The organism is Mesorhizobium sp. WSM4813 (assembly GCF_055811555.1).
The window spans coordinates 77,525-94,360 of sequence record NZ_JBVVQU010000021.1; the positions used below are offsets into that span (position 1 = coordinate 77,525).

At 62.9% G+C, this 16,836-nt stretch carries 19 protein-coding genes; 13 read left to right on the forward strand and 6 right to left on the reverse strand.

The window, feature by feature from the left end:
- Window positions 1-107: 107 nt before the first annotated feature.
- The 3 genes from lptB to lptC are packed head-to-tail and all read right to left on the reverse strand — an operon-like array spanning window position 108 to window position 2,249.
- Window positions 108-926, reverse strand: a complete 819-nt coding sequence (gene lptB / locus AC0L25_RS14600; RefSeq protein WP_473596138.1) for an LPS export ABC transporter ATP-binding protein — start codon at window positions 924-926, stop codon at window positions 108-110.
- Entirely contained in the window at window positions 926-1,549 is a 624-nt protein-coding gene (locus AC0L25_RS14605; protein ID WP_473596139.1) for an LptA/OstA family protein, read from the reverse strand. The genes lptB and AC0L25_RS14605 overlap by 1 nt, the downstream gene beginning before the upstream one ends.
- On the reverse strand, window positions 1,536-2,249 hold the full coding sequence (lptC, locus tag AC0L25_RS14610) for an LPS export ABC transporter periplasmic protein LptC (RefSeq protein ID WP_473596140.1): 714 nt from the start codon (window positions 2,247-2,249) through the stop codon (window positions 1,536-1,538). Before lptC ends, AC0L25_RS14605 begins: the two co-directional genes overlap by 14 nt.
- A 321-nt stretch (window positions 2,250-2,570) precedes the next feature.
- On the opposite strand from lptC, the gene sppA reads away from it, so the two are divergent.
- From sppA to olsB, 11 genes are all read left to right on the forward strand, one after another.
- The gene (gene sppA / locus AC0L25_RS14615; protein WP_473596141.1) at window positions 2,571-3,524 is read left to right on the forward strand and encodes a signal peptide peptidase SppA; all 954 of its coding nucleotides are present in this window, start codon (window positions 2,571-2,573) and stop codon (window positions 3,522-3,524) included.
- A gap of 70 nt (window positions 3,525-3,594) precedes the next feature.
- On the forward strand, window positions 3,595-3,879 hold the full coding sequence (locus tag AC0L25_RS14620; protein ID WP_006200394.1) for an integration host factor subunit beta: 285 nt from the start codon (window positions 3,595-3,597) through the stop codon (window positions 3,877-3,879).
- A gap of 79 nt (window positions 3,880-3,958) precedes the next feature.
- Window positions 3,959-4,291, forward strand: a complete 333-nt coding sequence (locus AC0L25_RS14625; protein ID WP_473596142.1) for a LapA family protein — start codon at window positions 3,959-3,961, stop codon at window positions 4,289-4,291.
- Between the two features lie 92 nt (window positions 4,292-4,383).
- The gene (lhpI, locus tag AC0L25_RS14630; RefSeq protein ID WP_473596143.1) at window positions 4,384-5,364 is read left to right on the forward strand and encodes a bifunctional Delta(1)-pyrroline-2-carboxylate/Delta(1)-piperideine-2-carboxylate reductase; all 981 of its coding nucleotides are present in this window, start codon (window positions 4,384-4,386) and stop codon (window positions 5,362-5,364) included.
- A 135-nt stretch (window positions 5,365-5,499) separates the two neighbouring features.
- Window positions 5,500-5,985, forward strand: a complete 486-nt coding sequence (locus AC0L25_RS14635) for a DUF1772 domain-containing protein (protein ID WP_473596144.1) — start codon at window positions 5,500-5,502, stop codon at window positions 5,983-5,985.
- Between the two features lie 89 nt (window positions 5,986-6,074).
- Complete coding sequence (locus AC0L25_RS14640; protein ID WP_473596145.1) at window positions 6,075-7,121, forward strand: RsmD family RNA methyltransferase; 1,047 nt, start codon at window positions 6,075-6,077, stop codon at window positions 7,119-7,121.
- Window positions 7,122-7,979, forward strand: coding sequence for a TrmH family RNA methyltransferase (locus AC0L25_RS14645; protein WP_473596146.1), 858 nt, complete (start codon window positions 7,122-7,124; stop codon window positions 7,977-7,979).
- 8 nt (window positions 7,980-7,987) lie between these two features.
- The gene (lspA, locus tag AC0L25_RS14650; RefSeq protein WP_473596147.1) at window positions 7,988-8,488 is read left to right on the forward strand and encodes a signal peptidase II; all 501 of its coding nucleotides are present in this window, start codon (window positions 7,988-7,990) and stop codon (window positions 8,486-8,488) included.
- Between the two features lie 52 nt (window positions 8,489-8,540).
- A complete protein-coding gene (gene acuI, locus AC0L25_RS14655) occupies window positions 8,541-9,530 on the forward strand; it encodes an acrylyl-CoA reductase (NADPH) (protein ID WP_473596148.1) in 990 nt (329 codons plus the stop codon).
- A 111-nt stretch (window positions 9,531-9,641) separates the two neighbouring features.
- Window positions 9,642-11,930 carry a hybrid sensor histidine kinase/response regulator gene (locus AC0L25_RS14660; RefSeq protein ID WP_473596149.1) on the forward strand — a complete coding sequence of 763 codons (2,289 nt, stop codon included), beginning with the start codon at window positions 9,642-9,644 and terminating at the stop codon, window positions 11,928-11,930.
- Window positions 11,931-12,106: 176 nt separating this feature from the next.
- Window positions 12,107-12,982 carry a l-ornithine N(alpha)-acyltransferase gene (olsB, locus tag AC0L25_RS14665; protein ID WP_473596171.1) on the forward strand — a complete coding sequence of 292 codons (876 nt, stop codon included), beginning with the start codon at window positions 12,107-12,109 and terminating at the stop codon, window positions 12,980-12,982.
- Between the two features lie 126 nt (window positions 12,983-13,108).
- On the opposite strand, the gene grpE is transcribed toward olsB, so the two are convergent.
- Window positions 13,109-13,744, reverse strand: a complete 636-nt coding sequence (grpE, locus tag AC0L25_RS14670; protein WP_473596150.1) for a nucleotide exchange factor GrpE — start codon at window positions 13,742-13,744, stop codon at window positions 13,109-13,111.
- 237 nt (window positions 13,745-13,981) lie between these two features.
- Here grpE and AC0L25_RS14675 point away from each other — a divergent pair, with 237 nt between their 5' ends.
- The gene (locus AC0L25_RS14675) at window positions 13,982-14,218 is read left to right on the forward strand and encodes a hypothetical protein (protein WP_352952279.1); all 237 of its coding nucleotides are present in this window, start codon (window positions 13,982-13,984) and stop codon (window positions 14,216-14,218) included.
- Window positions 14,219-14,354: 136 nt separating this feature from the next.
- Window positions 14,355-15,377, forward strand: coding sequence for a fatty acid desaturase (locus AC0L25_RS14680; RefSeq protein WP_473596151.1), 1,023 nt, complete (start codon window positions 14,355-14,357; stop codon window positions 15,375-15,377).
- A gap of 75 nt (window positions 15,378-15,452) precedes the next feature.
- On the opposite strand, the gene AC0L25_RS14685 is transcribed toward AC0L25_RS14680, so the two are convergent.
- The gene (locus tag AC0L25_RS14685; protein WP_473596152.1) at window positions 15,453-16,061 is read right to left on the reverse strand and encodes a DJ-1/PfpI family protein; all 609 of its coding nucleotides are present in this window, start codon (window positions 16,059-16,061) and stop codon (window positions 15,453-15,455) included.
- Window positions 16,062-16,196: 135 nt separating this feature from the next.
- The gene (locus tag AC0L25_RS14690) at window positions 16,197-16,733 is read right to left on the reverse strand and encodes a DUF934 domain-containing protein (protein ID WP_473596153.1); all 537 of its coding nucleotides are present in this window, start codon (window positions 16,731-16,733) and stop codon (window positions 16,197-16,199) included.
- Between the last annotated feature and the right edge of the window lie 103 nt (window positions 16,734-16,836).

Consider the following 16,836-nt stretch of genomic DNA (forward strand, 5'->3'; position numbering starts at 1 on the left):
AAGGCGACGGCGATCAAAACTCGCCTGTCGATGCGTTATTCGGACGAGAAATCGGAAAAGAAAGCCCATCTCGCGCTAAAAATCGCGCTTGGAGAGGATTTTCCCGTTTAGAGTGTAAATCCCTCACCGAGATAAAGCCGCCGCACATCCGGATTTGCGACCACTTCGTCGGCCCGGCCATGGGTCAGCACCTGGCCGGCATGGATGATGTAGGCGCGGTCGATCAGGCCGAGCGTCTCGCGGACATTGTGATCGGTGATGAGCACGCCGATGCCCCGCGCCGTCAGATGGCGCACGAGTTGCTGGATATCGGCGACGGCGATCGGATCGATGCCGGCGAAAGGTTCGTCGAGCAGCATGTATGCGGGGCGGGTCGCCAGTGCGCGCGCGATTTCAAGGCGCCGCCGCTCGCCGCCGGAAAGCGACAGCGACGGGGCTTTGCGCAGATGACTGATGTGAAACTCATCGAGGAGTTCATCGAGACTGTGTTCGCGCTTTTTGCGGTTCTTTTCGACGACTTCGAGCACGGCACGGATGTTTTGCTCGACGCTCAAGCCGCGAAAGATCGACGCTTCCTGCGGAAGGTAGCCGATGCCAAGGCGGGCGCGGCGGTACATCGGCATCGAGGTGACATCGAAGCCGTCGATTTCGATTGTGCCTTCGTCGACCGGCACAAGGCCGGTGACCATGTAGAAGCAGGTCGTCTTGCCGGCGCCGTTGGGACCGAGCAGTCCGACCGCCTCACCGGCGCGCACGCCGATCGTCACGCCGCTGACGACTTTGCGGCCCTTGTAGCTCTTGGTCAGGCCCTTGGCGATCAAGGTTCCTTTGAACTTTACCTGGTCGACGCTGACCGTGGCCGGTGCCGCAAGTTTGCTGGCGGCGCGTCCTGAAACACGCGCCATCAGCGATACTACGTCGACCATCAGGGGTTCGCCGCTCCCGACTTCGCCGGCGGCGTGATCGACATCATCACGCGGCCCCCGCAGGCGTCGACCTGGGCCAGGCCGCTCTTCATCTGCACGGTGAGCTTACAGCCGACCAGTACATTGTCACCTTGCGAAAGCACGACCTTGCTGCCTGAAAGCACCAGCACTTCCGTCTTCATGTCGAAGGTGCCGCTGTCGCCGGTGGCGACCTGGTCGTCCGATTTGATATAGACCTTGTTGGCGACCTCCAGGCGGTCGATGTTGGCCGAGCCGGTCATCGCGGCACCTGCGGCCTGCGCATCCTTGGCGTCAGCGTCGGGGTCCTTGACGTAATAGACCGTCATCTTGCCGGCCTTAAGCAAGGTCGGACCCTGGACGACGCTTACATTGCCTGTGAACACTGCGACGCTATCCGCCTGGCGGACCTCGAGCTTATCGCTTTCGATCTGGATGGGCTTGTCGCCGGACAGTTTGAGGCCCGACAGTTGGCTGGTGGCCTTGGACTGCGCCAGAGCTGGCGCCATCCCTAAGCCCAGCCCCAAAGCCAGCCCCAAAGCCAGCCCACGGGCCGGCGACGCCGAAGCTGCGGCCACGAGCCGTGTCGAACTACTGAACCGCATTGGATTCTCCGCTCATTGCCTCTGCCGCCTTCAAGCTGGCGGGATCGATGTTGACACGCACTCTGTTCTCGAAAACCACGATCTTGCCGTTGTCCTGGATCGACATCGAATCTGCGGTGATCCGCGACCCGCCGCGGCTGACGTCGACCGGGTCGTTCGTCTTCATAGTGCCTTTGCCCATATCGAGAAAGACCGATTTGAACTTTGCCGCCAAGCCATCGGTGGTGGTTATGGTGACATCGCTGGTCAGGCTCATCGTGTTGCCGTCACGATTATAGGTGCCGTGCGAGGCATTGATGGCCGCCACATTGTCGGTCGATATCGGCAGCTTGGCGTCGATGCCCTCCAAATTGATGATGCCTTGCTTGGTCACGTCCTGTATGGCGCGCAAAGCCGTCATAGAATAGGGCAGTTTCTGCTTGGTGAACCCGTTGAGCTTGGGGTTGGCCATCACCAGCTTGCCATTGGCGAAGGCGCTACCGTCGGCCTGGACCTGGATTGAGCCAGGCGCCGCGAGATAGGAATAGACCGGGAAGGCGATCGCGATTGCGGCAGCGGCCAGCGGCACCGCCAGCTTCAAGATCCGCACGCGGCGCGAATGGCGCCGGGCAATGCCGAAGGCGTCGACCCGCGCCGGGCCTACGTCCGGGGGAGCCAACTCCGTCTCGGTGTTGGTCGGTTCGATCGGTCGCGCTAACATAACTGCTTTCTTTTAAACCCCTGCCGCCAAGCACCCCTATAGGTGGGATGCCGGCGCCCTCAAGCAAGCACAAGCGGAGGAAAACCGCAAAAGTGTGACGGTTGCTGTTGCACAAACGAAAATGAAACCGGCACGACTTGCATCTCATACCAGATACAAGCGCACAGCGTTAGGGGCCTGTGGATTGGTCTTGATGTCTCTTGAAAACCCCGGCGCGCGAACGTCGAAACCCTGTCTTTGGCGCAAGCTCGTCAGGAATCGGTAGCCGGGCGCGGATGGTTGCTTTAAAAGCATCTGCTTCCACCGACTATGAGGCTGACCATGGCACTGAGAGCCGACGACCTGATCGACCGCCGCCGCTTGCGCCGCAAGCTGACATTCTGGCGCGTTGCAGCGCTTGTTGTCGCAGCAGTCGGGCTGATTGCCTTTTCGAGCTGGATTTACGGTGACGACTTCACTGGCACGGCGGTCGACCATATCGCCAAGGTCAAGATCGAGGGCACCATTACCGAAGACGAAGACCTGATCAAACAACTGGATACCATCCGTCAATCCTCGAGGGTGAAAGCTGTGATCCTGTCGATCGATTCACCAGGCGGCACCACCGTCGGGGGCGAATCGATCTACGAGGCAGTGCGCAAGCTGGCCGCCGAGAAGCCGGTGGTGGCCGAGGTCGGCACGCTGGCCGCATCGGCGGGCTACATGATCGCCACCGCGGCCGATCACATCGTCGCGCGCAAATCGTCGATCGTCGGCTCGATAGGCGTGCTGATCCAGTATCCGGACGTCAGCGGCCTTATGGACAAGCTCGGCATCAAGCTCGAGGAAGTGAAATCCTCGCCGTTGAAAGCCTCGCCATCGCCTTTCAAGCCGACCAATGACGACGAGCGCACCATGGTCCGCAAGCTCATCCTGGACAGCTACGACTGGTTCGTCGGCATCGTCGCCGAACGCCGCAATATGACCAAGCCGGAGGCGCTGGCCCTGGCCGACGGGTCGATCTTCACCGGCCGGCAGGCTGTTGCCAACAAATTGATCGACGCGGTCGGCGGCGAGACCGAAGCGATCGACTGGCTCGCGACAAAGGGCGTCGACGCCAAGCTCAAGGTGGTGGAGTGGAAGGACGCAGAAAGCGGCGGCTTCCTGTTCTCGAAAGCGATGGCGCGAACCATCGGCAGTGCGCTCGGCCTGCCCGACTATGGCGGCGAGATCATTCACGAACTTGGTGCCGACCGCTTGTTTCTTGACGGTCTCGTTTCCGTCTGGCACCCTTGAGACGAGTGAAAAAAGCAAATAAAATCATCCTCATAATTTTGACCGCAGTGTTTTCACGGGGAGCCTTCTCATGATCAAATCCGAACTTGTGCAGATCATCGCCACACGCAACCCGCACCTTTTTCTGCGCGACGTCGAAAACATCGTCGGCGCGATTTTCGACGAGATCACCGACGCGCTTGCCGAAGGCAACCGGGTCGAACTGCGCGGTTTCGGTGCTTTCTCGGTGAAAAACCGCCCCGCCCGGACCGGCCGCAACCCGCGCACCGGCGAATCCGTCGAGGTCGAGGAGAAATGGGTGCCGTTCTTCAAGACCGGCAAGGAATTGCGTGAAAGGCTGAACGGCGGCAAATAGCCGCCGCGCGAGCTCGTGCAGCATGGCGGCCTTTTTGGTATGGCCAAGCCCGCGGTAGCCGCCTTCGACAGGAAATTCTATGTTCAATCGTTTCATGCTGATCGTGATCTTCGTGCCGCTGGCCGTCATCCTGATCGCGCTGGCGGTCGCCAACCGCGATCCGGTTGCCTTCACCCTGGATCCGTTCAACCCCGGCAATCCGGCGCTGACGGTGACGCTGCCGCTTTTCATTTTCCTGTTCCTGGCTCTCGCCATTGGCATGGTCGTCGGCAGCCTGGCGACCTGGATCAAGCAGGGCCGCTACCGCAGGCTGGCGCGCCAGCGCGGCGTCGAGGCCGAGAACCTGCGCCAGGCGGTCAGCCGTGCGCCGGCTGCGCCACAAGGCCCGGCCTTACCGAAGCCGACCAGCTGAGCCAACACAGCGCCGCACGTCCTTTGGGACGCACAAAGGTCGCTGTACCATTTTCGGTTATGCGTTAGGCGTATTTCTCCACGGAGTTTCCCATGCTGACCATTTCGGCGGCCGAGGTCGATCAAGCACTGACCTTTCCTGGCCTGGTCGAGACGCTGCGCGCGGCCTTTCGCGATGGCGCGGTACAGCCGGTCAGGCATCACCATACGGTCGAACGCCCCGACGGCGCGGCCTCGACGCTGCTCCTGATGCCGGCCTGGACCGACTTCAATACGACCGGCACGTCGGCAGGCGGCCATATCGGCGTCAAGATCGTCACAGTGTCGCCCGACAACAACGCCGTAGGCAAACCCGCTGTGATGGGGCTTTACCTCCTGCTCGACGGCGCGACCGGCGAGCCTGAAGCCATGATCGATGGCCAGCGGTTGACGCAGTGGCGCACGGCCTGCGCCTCGGCGCTGGCCGCCTCCTATCTGGCCCGCGAGGACGCTTCGCGGCTGTTGGTGGTCGGCGCCGGCGCGTTGTCGCCGTTCCTCGCCAGAGCGCATTCAGCGGTGCGGCCGATCACCGCCATACGCATCTGGAACCGCACGCCGGCCAATGCCGAAAAGATTGCGGCGGAATTGCGCGCCGGGGGCTTTGCGGCCACCGCCGCGAGCGATCTTGACGCCGAACTCGGCCAGGCCGACATCGTTTCGTCGGCGACGATCACGACCACGCCGCTGATCAAGGGCGCGCTGTTGAAGCCGGGAACCCATGTCGATCTGGTCGGCGCTTTCACGCCGGCCATGCGCGAAAGCGACGACGATGCGATTGCGCGTGCCCGCATCTATGTCGATACCCGGGCAGGCGCCACCAAGGAGGCGGGCGATATCGTCCAGCCGCTGGCCTCGGGCGTGCTGAAGGCGCAAGCCATCGTCGCCGACCTGCATGAATTGGCGCGCGGCCAGAAGAAGGGCCGGCAAAGCCCCGGTGAGATCACGCTGTTCAAATCGGTCGGCGCAGCCCTCGAAGACCTTGCCGCCGGCATTGCGGTGTACAAGGCGCTCAGGAGTGGGGGAGTAGGGGAGTAGGGGAGTAGGGGAGCTCTACCAATCGTGCGGCTTCCTGCAAGTCATATTTTCCCTATTCACTTACCCCCTATTCCCCTACTGCCCTACTCCCTTCCGCTGGGAACGTCTCCGGCGTCACGCCGTTGTTCGGGCGTTATGGAGATACGCGGGTTCCTGTTGTTCTGGTCCATCTTGGCCGCCGTCGTCGCGGCGCTCAGCCTTGGACCGTCTTTCGCCCATGTCCTGGAATCAGCTCCTCGGCTGACGAAGTGGTCGCCTTCGCTCTGGCGCGAGACGACTGTCTTCAACGCCCAGTTCCAGCTGTTTGCCGTCATTGGCGCGCCACTCGACGTGGCCGCGATCGGCTGCCCGGGACTTCTCGCATGGATGCTGCGCAATGACCGTCCGGCGTTCTGGTACGCGTTGGCCACTGCCGTGCTCTATGCGGTGTCTCTTGCGATGTGGTTTGCTCTCGTCAAGCCGGCGAACGATATTCTGGCCACCTGGGTGCCTGGACCGATTCCGGAAAATTTCGAAGCGATCCGACTGCGCTGGGAAACCGGCCATATGATCGTCGCCGGCTTCAAGGTCGTCGGTTTCGTATCGCTGGTTGTCGCCCTGCTTTGGATCAGGCGCGGCTGACCGTTTCGGAAATACCCAGAGACCGCGTTTGTTGCACCAGCGAATGTGCTGTGGCAGAAGCGGGCCAAGTCGCCCCGGAGATGCTCTTCTTGAAACCTTTTCGCGACAAACGCCGCGACAGCCGCTCGCATCAGCTCGCAAAGGGCGAGACGGAACAGGCGCCGCGCGGGACCGGCACAGCATCGGGCAACCGCACCGACCCGAAAGCCGTGCCGCGCGTACTTTCGCGCCGCGACGGCGCCCTGCCCGCCGAACACCTGCCGCTGATTCTCGAAGTGGCGCCCAACACCGACTATGCGCTGCTCGACAGCGGCGCCGGTCAAAAGCTCGAGCAGTACGGCCCCTATCGCATCGTCCGGCCCGAGGGCCAGGCGATCTGGCAAAAAGCGTTGCCGGCCAAAGACTGGGACCGCGCCGACGCCATTTTCACCGGCGACACCGACGAGGAAGGCATCGGCCGCTGGCGCTTCCCGAGGACACCGCTTGGCGAGACCTGGCCGATGAAGCATGACGGCATCGATTATCTCGGCCGCTTCACCTCGTTTCGGCATGTCGGCGTCTTCCCCGAGCAGGCGTCGCACTGGGACCACGTGGCCGGGCTGATCGCGGCGGCGAAGCGACCGGTCAAGGTGCTGAATCTGTTCGGCTATACCGGCCTTGCCTCGCTGGTGGCGGCGCGCGCCGGCGCCGAGGTCACCCATGTCGATGCGTCCAAGAAGGCGATCGGCTGGGCCAGAGAGAACCAGGAGATGGCGGGCCTGTCGCAAAAGCCGATCCGCTGGATCATTGACGACGCCATGAAATTCGCCGAGCGCGAGGAGCGCCGCGGCAGCCGCTACGACATCATCCTGTTCGATCCGCCCGCCTATGGCCGTGGCCCCAAGGGCGAGGTCTGGCAATTGTTCGAGGACCTGCCTGATCTGACCGACCTCTGCCGCTCGATCCTGACGCCGAAGCCGCTTGCTGTCGTGCTGACCGCCTATTCGATCCGCGCCTCCTTCTTCGCCATCCATGCCTTGATGCGCGACACTTTCGCAGGCATGGGCGGGACGGTCGAATCCGGCGAACTGATCATCCGCGAGAAATCCGCCGGCCGGGCACTGTCCACGTCGCTGTTCTCGCGCTGGGTGGCCTGAATGAGCGAGCGGCACGCCGGCGCGCCAGGGCAAGTGAAGGAAGTCACCAGCCTCGCCAATCCGTTGATTAAGGACATCAAGGCGCTCTCCTTGAAGAAATTCCGCGATCAGCAGAACGCCTTCATGGCCGAGGGGCTGAAGCTGGTCATCGATGCGCTCGACCTCGGCTGGTCGATCCGGACACTGGTCTTCGCCAAGGCCGGACGCGGCAATGCAGCGGTCGAAAAGGTCGCGGCGCGCACGGTTGCCGCCGGCGGCACCGTGCTCGAAGTTTCGGAAAAAGTGCTCGTCGCCATCACCCGCCGTGATAACCCGCAAATGGTGGTCGGCGTCTTTTCGCAGAAGTTCCTGCCGCTGAAGGACATCCGCGCTCGAGACGGCGATGTCTGGGTGGCGCTCGACCGCGTGCGCGACCCCGGCAATCTCGGCACCGTCATCCGTACCGTCGATGCCGTTGGCGCCAAGGGCGTCATCCTGGTCGGCGAGACCACCGATCCTTTTTCCGTCGAGACCGTGCGCGCCACGATGGGCTCGATCTTCGCCGTGCCGGTCGCCAAGGCGACGCCGGACGCCTTCCTCGCGTGGCGAAAAAGCTTTCCTGGCCTCGTTGCCGGCACGCATCTGAAGGGTGCGGTCGATTACCGCTCGGTCGACTTTTCCAAAGGCCCGGTGCTGCTGATTATGGGCAACGAACAGCAGGGCCTGCCCGACAGCCTGGCCGAAAGCTGCGACAGGTTGCTGCGCATCCCACAGGCCGGCCGGGCCGATTCGCTCAATCTCGCGGTGGCCACCGGCATTATGCTGTTCGAGATCCGGCGCGGCGCGCTGAAACTTGCCCCGGAGGACGCCAGACCGTGACATCCCAAATGGTGAAATCCCCAACGGCAAAATCATGGTTCCCCTACGCCCTGCTGGTCGTCGTCGCGATAGCGCTCGACCAGTGGGTGAAATATCTGGTCGAGACCGGCCTCGCCTTTCAGGAAAAGGTCGATCTTGTGCCGTTCCTGGCACTGTATCGCACCTACAACACCGGCATTGCCTTCTCGATGTTTTCGTCCTTCGGCGACACCGGCCTGGTGGTTATCGCCGCTTTCGTCGTTGCTTTCGTGCTCTATCTCGCGGTCCGCACTCCGCCCAGCCACGTGCTTACCCGCATCGGCTTTGCGCTGATCGTCGGCGGCGCGCTCGGCAATCTGTTCGACCGCGTTACTTATGGTCACGTGATCGACTACATTCTGTTCCACACCCCGGTATGGTCCTTTGCCATCTTCAACCTTGCCGATGCCTTCATCGCGGTCGGCGCGGTGGTGGTCGTCTTCGACGAACTCATCGGTTGGCGGCGCGAGGCCAAGCCCTCAAGCGATTGACCTGGCCTCCTGCCGCCATACAGTGGCCATTCGAGAAGCCCGAGGAGAAGACATGCCCGAAACCTTCAAAGCCATCCTCGTTTCGCGCGATGCCGAGAAGAAGCAGTCGGTTGCGGTCACCGACCTCACCGAAGCCGACCTGATGGAAGGCGATGTCACCGTCGCCGTCGAGGCGACGACAGTGAACTACAAGGACGGCCTCGCCATATCAGGCAAGGCGCCGGTGATCCGCCGCTGGCCGCTGGTGCCGGGCATTGATTTCGCCGGCACCGTCATCTCGTCTTCCCATGCCGACTGGCGCAAGGGGGACAAGGTCATATTGAACGGCTGGGGCGTCGGCGAAACGCATTTTGGCGCCTATGCCGGGCGCGCCCGTGTCAACGGCGACTGGCTGGTGCCGCTGCCTCAGGGCATGAGCGCGCATGATGCCATGGCGATCGGCACCGCCGGCTACACCGCCATGCTTTGCGTCATCGCGCTGGAACGGCACGGCATCGTGCCCGATCGCGGCCCGGTGGTAGTGACGGGTGCGGCCGGCGGCGTCGGCTCGGTCGCGGTCTCGATCCTGTCCAGCCTCGGCTATCATGTCATCGCCTCGACCGGCCGCAGCGCTGAAAACCCCTACCTGATCGACCTGGGTGCTGCGGAAGTGATTTCGCGCGACGAGCTTGCCCAGCCGGCAAAGCCGCTCGCCAAGGAACGCTGGGCGGGCGGCGTCGATGCTGTCGGCAGCCACACGCTGGCCAACGTCCTTTCGATGACCTCCTATGGCGGCGCCGTCGCCGCCTGCGGCCTGGCAGGCGGCATGGATCTGCCGGCGAGCGTCGCCCCGTTCATCCTGCGCGGCGTTTGTCTGCTCGGCATCGATTCGGTGATGGCGCCGAAGCAGGTCCGCATGGAGGCGTGGCGCCGCATCGGCACGGATCTCGATCTCCAGAAGCTGGCCAGCCTGTCCACGACCATCGGCTTTGACGGCATTATCGAGGCCGCGCACGACATCGTCGAGGGCAAGATCCGTGGCCGCGTAGTGGTGGATATGTGAGTTCTAGCGTCTGCCGTTTTGCACGAAAGAAAGGCAAAAAACCGCGCGACCGATAAAATTCGAACGATCGGTCGCAATTTTCCATAATCTCTGTCTGGCAAGGGTTTCCGCATGGTCACGGAATCCGGCATCAGAGAAACAGAGAGCGACGAAAGCGTCGACGAGATCGGCCCGGAGGCGACAAGGCGCCAGCATATCGCAGCGCCGCCACTGGCGCCCGAACTGCCCGCCGCCAATCGCGAAGGCCTGCCGTTCCTGACGCTCGTCGCCATCGTCGTGCTGGCAGGCCTGTCGCACCTGACCGGCGCGCCGATCTTCATCACCGTCGGCCTATTGGCGACTGGCATGGCCGGACTTGCCGTGCATCTGCGTGCCAGGCGCACGGAGCGTCGCACGGTTGCCATCCTTGGCGAGACCGCAGCTCGCAGCCGCGCCGAGGTCGAAACCCTGGCCGACCGCATGTGGGAGATGCAGGAGAGCGAGGAACGCTTTCGCGGGCTGATCGACGCGCTTGGCGATCTCGTCGTCCACCGCGACCGTGACGGCCATATCGTTTATGCCAACAAGGTTTTCGCCGATCTTGTCGGAGCCGACCAGCGCGACCTTGCCGGCAGGACTCTGGCCGAACTCGGCATCGACGTCGGCATCGTTCCCGATGCCGCTTTTTCCGACCACGAATGCCTGAGCTCCACCGACGTCGCCATTAGCACGTCGAGCGGCCCGCGCTGGTTCTCATGGGTCGAACTGTCCGTGCGCGACAAGGAGAACGGCGGCGCCTCGCATCGCGCCATCGCCCGCGACATCACCGCCCGCAAGCACGCCGAATCGTCGCTGATCACCGCCCGTGAGCGAGCCGAATATGCAAGCCAGGCCAAATCGCGCTTCCTCGCCACCGTCAGCCACGAGATCCGCACGCCGATGAACGGCATCATGGGCATGGCCAGGCTGCTGGCGGACACCAATCTCTCCCCCGAACAACGGACCTATGTCGGCGCCGTCTCGACCTCGGCCAGCGCGCTGCTGGCGCTGATCGAGGATCTGCTCGACTATTCCAAGATCGAGGCCGGCCGCTTCGATCCCGAACCGCAGCCAATGTCGGTGCGCGAGATCGCCGACAACATAGTCGAACTCTTGGCCGCGCGCGCCTTCGCTAAGAATATCGGCCTCGGCTGCCATGTCGAACCCGACGTGCCGCAGATGATATCAGCCGATCCGGGAAGAGTCAGGCAGGTGCTGCTCAACCTGATCGGCAACGCGATCAAGTTCACCGACAGCGGCGGCGTATTGGTGAGCATCGCTCGTGCCCGCACCGAAACCACCGACCGCATATGCTTCACCGTCGCCGACACCGGTCCCGGCCTGCACGAGGACGATATGGAGCGCATCTTCGAGGAATTCGAACAGGCTGATGGCACGTCGACCCGCGCGCATGGCGGCGCCGGGCTCGGTCTTGCCATCTCCAAGCGCCTGGTGATCGCCATGGGCGGCACGATTTCGGTATCGAGCCGGCTCGGCCAAGGCTCCGAGTTCGTCTTCGAAATCCCTGCAATATCGGCCACCGAGCCGCCGCAGACCCGCCAGAATGCGCTGTCAGGGCGGCGCGCGGTGATACTGTCGAAGAACGCCGTTGAGGCCGACGCCATCGCCCGCACCATCCGTGCCAATGGCGGCATGGTCGATCTGGCTGCGACCGCCGCCCAGGCAATGTCCTTCCCAGAAGGCTGCGACGTGCTTCTGGTTGATGCGGCCATGGAGGAGAGCGACGGCAGGTTGCTCAAGCGCCTTCGCCAGAGCGGCTTTGCCGACTGCGAGGCGATCACGCTGATCGCGCCGACCGACCGCGGCATGCTGGGCGAGTTCCGCGCCAGCGGCTACGCCACCTTCCTGGCAAGGCCGGTGCGTGGCGAGACATTGCTGCGCGTGCTTTTGACCAGCAGCGTACCCGCCCTCACCCAGCCACAGCCGGACAAGCGCAGCGCACCATCCGTCCGCGTCATTAGCAGCCGCCAGCAGGGCCTGTCCGTGCTGATCGCCGAGGATAACGACATCAACGCCATGCTTGCCCGCGCCACGCTGCTAAAGGCCGGGCATCGAGTGAAAGTGGTCGGCAACGGCAAGGCCGCCGTCGAGGCCGTCACTGGCGCCGGCCGCAAGCACCGCTTCGACGTGGTGCTGATGGACCTGCACATGCCTGTCATGGACGGGCTGGACGCCATCGCCGCCATCCGCCGGCATGAGGAGGAAACCGCCGTGCCGCCGGTTCCGATCATGGTGCTTTCGGCGGACAGTCAGGAAACGACCCGCCACGCCGTGCTCGCCCATGGCGCCAGCGGCTTCGTCACCAAGCCGCTCGACCCCGACGCGCTTGTCCATGCGATCGAGGGCCACGTCGCCGCGTGATCCGCCGGGTGTCCCTCCTGGCTTCCCTGCGTAACATAGCCGGTTGAAGGATTACCCAGCCGACGAAGTATTGCCCGCAACGCCGTATCACGGTACTGTCACAATCCTGTTGCACCTACACCGTATCCCCGTGCCAAGAGGGATGGCTCGAAGGAGAATCACTCGTGCATACAGTTATGCCGGAATGTGACGCTCGGCCGAACGCCAGCGGTGCTTTGCTCACCGGGCGCAATGTCGATGCCGTCATAAAAGGCGAAGCGCTCGGCCGCATAGGCAACCTCGAAGTGCGGCTCGCCCGCAACGAGGCCGAGATCGCCGCCGCGCAGGAAGTGCGCTACCGGGTGTTCTATGACGAGCTCGGCGCCAGGAAAAACCTGTTCCAGGTGCAGGACCGCCGCGACGCCGACCATTTCGATCCGCTTTGTGATCATTTGCTTGTCTTCGACACCTCGCTGTCCGGTCCCGAGCATCGCCGCATTGTCGGCACCTACCGCCTGCTGCGGCAGGAAATCGCGGCAGCGGCGGGCGGCTTCTATTCCGAGGGCGAATTCGAGCTGACCAATCTTATCGCCCGCCACCCCGGCCAGCGTTTCCTCGAGCTCGGCCGCTCCTGCGTCTTGCCGGAATACCGCTCGAAGCGCACCATCGAGGCGCTTTGGCAAGGTATTTGGGCCTATATCAACCATTACGGGATCGGCGTGATGACCGGTTGCGCTTCGTTCCACGGCACCGTGCCGGCGGCGCACGCCGAAGCGCTGACCTATCTCGCCCATCACTGCCGGACGAATTCGGCCTGGGACGTGCGTGCGGTCGCCGGGCGCTACTGTTCCATGGATTTGATGCCGATCGAGGCGGTCAACGCCAAGGCCGCGATCGCGGCGATGCCGCCGCTGGTCAAGGGCTATCTGCGCGTCGGCGCGCGCATCGGCGACGGCTGCGTCATCGACCGCGAATTCTCGACGGTCGACGTGTTCGTAGTGATGCCGGTCCAGGAGATCGGCGCCCGCTACGTCAACTATTATGGTGGGGAAGCCCAGCGTTTCGCAGCGTGAAAAGGCAGTAGGGGAATAAGGCAGTAGGGGAGTAGGGGAAGAGAAGGCAACGGCCGGGAGTAGGCATTGCTCGGCTTACCCGTACGTAGGCTATGCCCTACTGCCCTACTGCCCTACTCCCCTAACTTACGCATCCTTCTCAGCCTGCTCATTCACCGGCCCTGGCTCGACCGGCGCTTCGCTCGCGACATGCTTGGGTCCGCCTTTGGCAACGCCGACCATGGCCGGCCGCAGCACCCGCTCGCCGATCGAATAGCCTGGCTGCACGACCTGGACCACCGTGTTGGCCGGCACCTCCGGATTGGGCACCTCGAACATTGCCTGGTGGAAATTTGGATCGAACTTCTCGCCTTCCGGCTCGAGCTTCTTCACCCCGTGCCGCTCCAGCGCCGATAGCATGGCGCGCTCGGTGAGCTCGACGCCCTCGATCAGCGCCTTGAAACCGGTATCGCCCGACGCCTTGGCCTCAGCCGGGATCGCGTCCAGCGCGCGGCGCAGATTGTCAGATACCGACAGCATGTCACGGGCGAAATTGGCAACCGCATAAGCACGCGCATCGTGCACGTCACGGGCGGTACGGCGGCGCAGATTCTCCATCTCGGCTGCGACGCGGAGCGCGCGGTCCTTCAGCTCTTCGTTTTCCTTCAACAGCCGCACAAGTGCTTCATAGTCGCCGTCGACGCTGCCTTCCGAGCGCTCGGCGGCGGCCTCAGCCGCTTCGATATCCTCGGGCGCGCGTTCGTCTTTTGCCTGGTCGCTCATCGCCGTTTCCCGTCATTTCGAATGATGTGGATTTTGTGCCCGATATCGAGGTTTGGCGGCCAAAAATCAAGGGGCAAGCGATACTGAAGAGGCCGCTGGCGCTCGACGGCGCATCATGAAGACCGTTCGATATTAATTCAAATTTTACTGTAACCGCCGGCTTTGCTTGCCAAGATGCTGCGATGGGGGAACCATTCGTCTGCTGGAAGAGTTTCGAAGCCGACACAGGATTTTGAAATGATGACCCGCAACAACGGCGACCATAACAAGAATAGCGCCCGCGCCAATGACGAAAGACGTGAAAGGCTCGCGGCTGGCATCAGGCGCCAGTTCGGCACCGAGGCAACGACGCGCTTTCTGCGTGCGCTGCCGGCGTTCCGGACGGAGAACGATATTCCCGATCGATTCAGGGAATTGCTCGACCGCCTGGACGGCATCGAGAGCAGCGTAGCCGCCGGTGGCCACAGGCGGTAGACCCAACACGCGTGCCGCCGGAACCCAAGCATGCCCTTCCACATTGCAGTAGCTTGCGCGTCGCGCGACATTTACGCGCAGTAACTTCGCGTGATGCCTGCCTTGCGGCGACGGAATGGTCCGTCTATGCTTCCTGATGAACATGATTTCCCCCGAAGCTGTGGCGAACAGCAAACGTGCCTGGTTGAAAATCCTGGCGCGTTACAAGAAACCTGACAGGCGGCGCAGCGCCGTCGAACTTGCCATCACCCTCATCCCCTTTGCCACGCTGTGGGCATTGTCCTCGGCTGCCTATGCCTATGGCCATTGGTGGGGTCTGGTTCTCATCCTTCCGGCCGCCGGCTTTCTGGTGCGGATCTTCATGATCCAGCACGATTGCGGCCACGGTTCCTTCTTCGCCAACCGCACCGCCGACGACTGGATCGGCCGCGGCCTGGGCATCCTGACCTTGACGCCCTACGATTGCTGGCGGCGTGCCCACGCAACCCATCACGCCAGCGCCGGCAATCTCGATGAGCGCGGCACGGGCGATATCAAGACGCTGACCGTCGCGGAATATCGGCAAATGTCCTGGCAGGGCCGCCTTGCCTATCGTCTCTATCGCCATCCGCTCGTCATGTTCGGCCTCGGCCCCATTTGGCTTTTCATCTTTGAGCAGAGACTGCCGGTCGGCATGATGCGAGGCGGCCTCACGCCCTGGGTGTCGTCTATGGCCACCAACGTGGCCATCGCGGTCGCCGCCGCTGCCCTCGTCTGGTTCGTCGGCCTCGAAGCGTTCCTGGTCGTCCATTTGCCCATCGTCGTTCTCGCCGGTTCCGCCGGTATCTGGCTGTTTTACGTCCAGCACCAATTCGAAGAGACTGAGTGGGCAAAGGACTCCGAATGGGAGTTTCAGCACGCGGCCCTGCACGGCTCGTCCTATTATGACCTGCCGCCGGTGCTGAACTGGTTCACCGGCAATATCGGTGTCCATCACGTGCACCACCTCTCCGCCAAGGTGCCGTGCTATCGACTCCAAGAGGTCCTGAGGGACTATCCGGAACTGCGCGAAATCGGTCGCGTCACGCTTCTCGACAGCCTGCGCTGCGTCAAGCTGGCGCTGTGGGATGAGAGCCGCAGCAAGCTGGTGTCGTTTCGCGAAGCGCGGATGACTGCGTAAAAGCGCGTACCCCAAAAGGACGCGCGGCGCTGTAGAGCCGCCGCACCACAGCTGCGGCGGTTTCCAAGGCCTGGCTCAAGCCGCCTTGCGTTCGATCTCGCCATGGTGGATCTCGGTGCCGAGCACTTTCAGGCATTCGCGCATGAAGGCGGCGAGGCCCGGCCAGCCCTTGGCCGATACCAGATTGCCGTCGACATGGGCGCCGGTCGGCGCGACATCGATGTAGGTGCCGCCGGCGAGCGTGACTTCCGGCTCGCAATACTGCAGCGCCGCGACCTGCCTGCCACGCAGCACGCCGTCGACCGCCATCAGGATCTGCGCGCCATGGCAGATGGTGAAGATCGGCTTGCCGGTGTCGTGGAAATGCCGCACCAGCGCCTGCACGCGCTTGTCGATACGGATATATTCCGGGCCGCGCCCGCCCGCCGCATAGACGGCGTCGTATTCGGCCGGGTTCACCTCGGAAAAGGTCTTGTTGAGGATGTAGTCGTGGCCGAGCTTTTCCGTATAGGTCTGGTGGCCCTCGAAGTCGTGCAGCGACGTCTTCAGGATATCGCCCGCCTTCTTGTCGGGGCAGACGACATGGACAGTGTGGCCGACCGCATGCATGGCCTGCTCAAAGACGAAAATTTCGTATTCCTCGCTGAACTCGCCAACGAGCATCAGTATCTTCTTACCAGCCATTCCGGTTCCTCCCTTGGTGGCGATATTTATTTCGGATCGCGAAATAATAGGCCTATCCAAAGGTGCGGACGCCGAAAATAAAAGACTGAATCTGCAAAGTGGTCCGACCAGATGCGACCTGCTCCGTGGAGACGATCAGCCCGCGCGCACCCGCCGCCAGGAATATTTGGGACCTTTGGCCTCCGGCTTCACGGTCGGCTGATACGAGAGCGGCAGACCGCCGGTGCGGCCTTCCTCGAGCCGTTTCAGCAACACTGGATTTGACACTTCGAACTCGTCGAAGCCAAGGCGCAGCATATGCGGAAGCTGGTCGACTAGAACCTGCCCGGTGGCGCGGACCGCGCCCTCGAAATGGTAGCGGCTGCGCAGCAATTCGCCCTTGGAGAAGGAACGGCCGTCACTGAAAGCCGGAAAGGCCAATGCCACCAACGATATCTGGTCGAGCAGGTCGGCGATTTTTTCGAGTTGGTCACCGGGCTGAAGCAGCACGCCAAGGCGTTCCTTCGCCGACCGGCGCACCGCTGGGTCGAGGTCGAGAAACGCCTGCAGCGGCAGAATGAAGCGGCCATTGCCGGACAGCGCATCAGCACTCTCGGCATGAACCCACTCGTCTTCGCGAAAACCATTCGGGGTCCACAGGCGGGTAACGGTCTTCAGTGTCGGCTCGGTCATCAAAAAATTCCTAAAGTCCAAAACAATCCTAGGGTGTGTCGAGATCCAGGTCAGGCCGAGCCGGAGTCGAAGGCGGGCGCGAAGCGACCAGACTGGGTGGCTT

Bases quoted from the DNA above. Each gene is read 5' to 3' on its own strand.
- grpE (WP_473596150.1), bottom strand. From the start codon at position 13,744: ATGAGCGACCAGGCAAAAGACGAACGCGCGCCCGAGGATATCGAAGCG.
- lspA (WP_473596147.1), top strand. From the start codon at position 7,988: ATGGTGAAATCCCCAACGGCAAAATCATGGTTCCCCTACGCCCTGCTG.
- AC0L25_RS14625 (WP_473596142.1), top strand. From the start codon at position 3,959: ATGTTCAATCGTTTCATGCTGATCGTGATCTTCGTGCCGCTGGCCGTC.
- acuI (WP_473596148.1), top strand. From the start codon at position 8,541: ATGCCCGAAACCTTCAAAGCCATCCTCGTTTCGCGCGATGCCGAGAAG.
- AC0L25_RS14660 (WP_473596149.1), top strand. From the start codon at position 9,642: ATGGTCACGGAATCCGGCATCAGAGAAACAGAGAGCGACGAAAGCGTC.
- AC0L25_RS14685 (WP_473596152.1), bottom strand. From the start codon at position 16,061: ATGGCTGGTAAGAAGATACTGATGCTCGTTGGCGAGTTCAGCGAGGAA.
- AC0L25_RS14605 (WP_473596139.1), bottom strand. From the start codon at position 1,549: ATGCGGTTCAGTAGTTCGACACGGCTCGTGGCCGCAGCTTCGGCGTCG.
- olsB (WP_473596171.1), top strand. From the start codon at position 12,107: ATGCCGGAATGTGACGCTCGGCCGAACGCCAGCGGTGCTTTGCTCACC.
- sppA (WP_473596141.1), top strand. From the start codon at position 2,571: ATGGCACTGAGAGCCGACGACCTGATCGACCGCCGCCGCTTGCGCCGC.
- lptB (WP_473596138.1), bottom strand. From the start codon at position 926: ATGGTCGACGTAGTATCGCTGATGGCGCGTGTTTCAGGACGCGCCGCC.
- AC0L25_RS14675 (WP_352952279.1), top strand. From the start codon at position 13,982: ATGATGACCCGCAACAACGGCGACCATAACAAGAATAGCGCCCGCGCC.
- AC0L25_RS14645 (WP_473596146.1), top strand. From the start codon at position 7,122: ATGAGCGAGCGGCACGCCGGCGCGCCAGGGCAAGTGAAGGAAGTCACC.
- AC0L25_RS14635 (WP_473596144.1), top strand. From the start codon at position 5,500: ATGGAGATACGCGGGTTCCTGTTGTTCTGGTCCATCTTGGCCGCCGTC.
- lptC (WP_473596140.1), bottom strand. From the start codon at position 2,249: ATGTTAGCGCGACCGATCGAACCGACCAACACCGAGACGGAGTTGGCT.
- AC0L25_RS14690 (WP_473596153.1), bottom strand. From the start codon at position 16,733: ATGACCGAGCCGACACTGAAGACCGTTACCCGCCTGTGGACCCCGAAT.
- lhpI (WP_473596143.1), top strand. From the start codon at position 4,384: ATGCTGACCATTTCGGCGGCCGAGGTCGATCAAGCACTGACCTTTCCT.
- AC0L25_RS14620 (WP_006200394.1), top strand. From the start codon at position 3,595: ATGATCAAATCCGAACTTGTGCAGATCATCGCCACACGCAACCCGCAC.
- AC0L25_RS14680 (WP_473596151.1), top strand. From the start codon at position 14,355: ATGAACATGATTTCCCCCGAAGCTGTGGCGAACAGCAAACGTGCCTGG.